Origin of the sequence: Lysinibacillus sp. GbtcB16, from assembly GCF_019091145.1 — a bacterium.
Taxonomy (GTDB): domain Bacteria; phylum Bacillota; class Bacilli; order Bacillales_A; family Planococcaceae; genus Lysinibacillus; species Lysinibacillus fusiformis.
In genome coordinates this window covers 1-1,124 of sequence record NZ_JAGXJV010000065.1, presented here as the reverse complement: position 1 = coordinate 1,124, position 1,124 = coordinate 1, and the positions used below count along the sequence as shown (strand labels likewise).

General features: G+C 25.7%; 1 protein-coding gene. It reads left to right on the top strand.

The genetic code is table 11. The features are described 5' to 3' along the window. Positions 1–1,124: hypothetical protein (locus KVT27_RS23270; protein ID WP_217582035.1), on the top strand; the 1,124-nt coding region annotated here is incomplete at both ends.

Sequence of the window (1,124 nt, the reverse complement as noted above, 5' to 3'; positions counted from 1 at the left end):
GGATTTAATTCTTACTGAAAATGCGTATTATTATAGAAAGCTTAAAAATATATCTAAGACTAAAATTGAGAGTATTTTTAAAGAGGTATCCAGAAAAAAAGAAGGGAATTATGTATTAAAGATTGTTAAGAAAAGCATGAATTCAAGGCCATTAACTTATTCAATTTGTATTTTTAAATATAAGGAAAAGCCAAGTTTTATTAATAATGATTTACTACACGAAACGAAATTTGCTTATTTATTAATTGTGGAATACTCAAATTATGTTGTAATAAATAAAAAAGGAATATCTGGATTAGAAAAATTGCTGAAAGATTATATTGAAGGCGTAGAATATACTGCTATATCTAAAACATTTTTGTCGGATAGAACAAATTTTGAAAAGATGTCTTTACATAATATGGATATTTCAGATAATGTAGTAAGAAGAAAGAGCATGGAGGCGATTAACTTAAAGGAATCAATTTCTGTTTTTGGTGTAAGTCAATATATTGTAAATCAAGTGCGACTCTCGAATGGAGAGGAAAAGTTTTCTTTATCATTTAATACTTCTAAAATCAATCAACTTGGTAAGAAGGTCGATTTAAATTATTACTTAAATTGGGTAATTGGGATATGTAATAAAATAGATTCCTTTGTTGATAGTGAAACCTTTATGGATAACTTTTCTACACCACTTTCGTTTGAGGATTATATAGATGAAATTACTCCAAGTGGTTTATTATTTTTGACAAGTGAATTAGTAAATCAAATAGAAGAGAAAAAGATAGATAGCGTAAGGTATATAGATAGAGAGATTAAATTATTAACTTACGTAAAGAGATTTCAAAGGACATTAGAGATTGAACAAAAAATAATAAGTGGGAAATCCTATTTCATGATCCCGAATAGGTTCGATGATTCATTAAGGCTAAAAATAAATAAAAATTCAATTAGTATTTATTCTAGAATATTAAAAGATGTAATTTTAACATTTGATAATGGGGAAGAAATGAACTTGCTGGCTTTTATCAATCGATATCATACTTTTATGGTATCATTTAATCAAGTTGAAATTATGTATTGGAATAAAAAGTTATTTAAAGATAGTAAACTTTTGAATAATATTAGTCATTTTCTAAAGA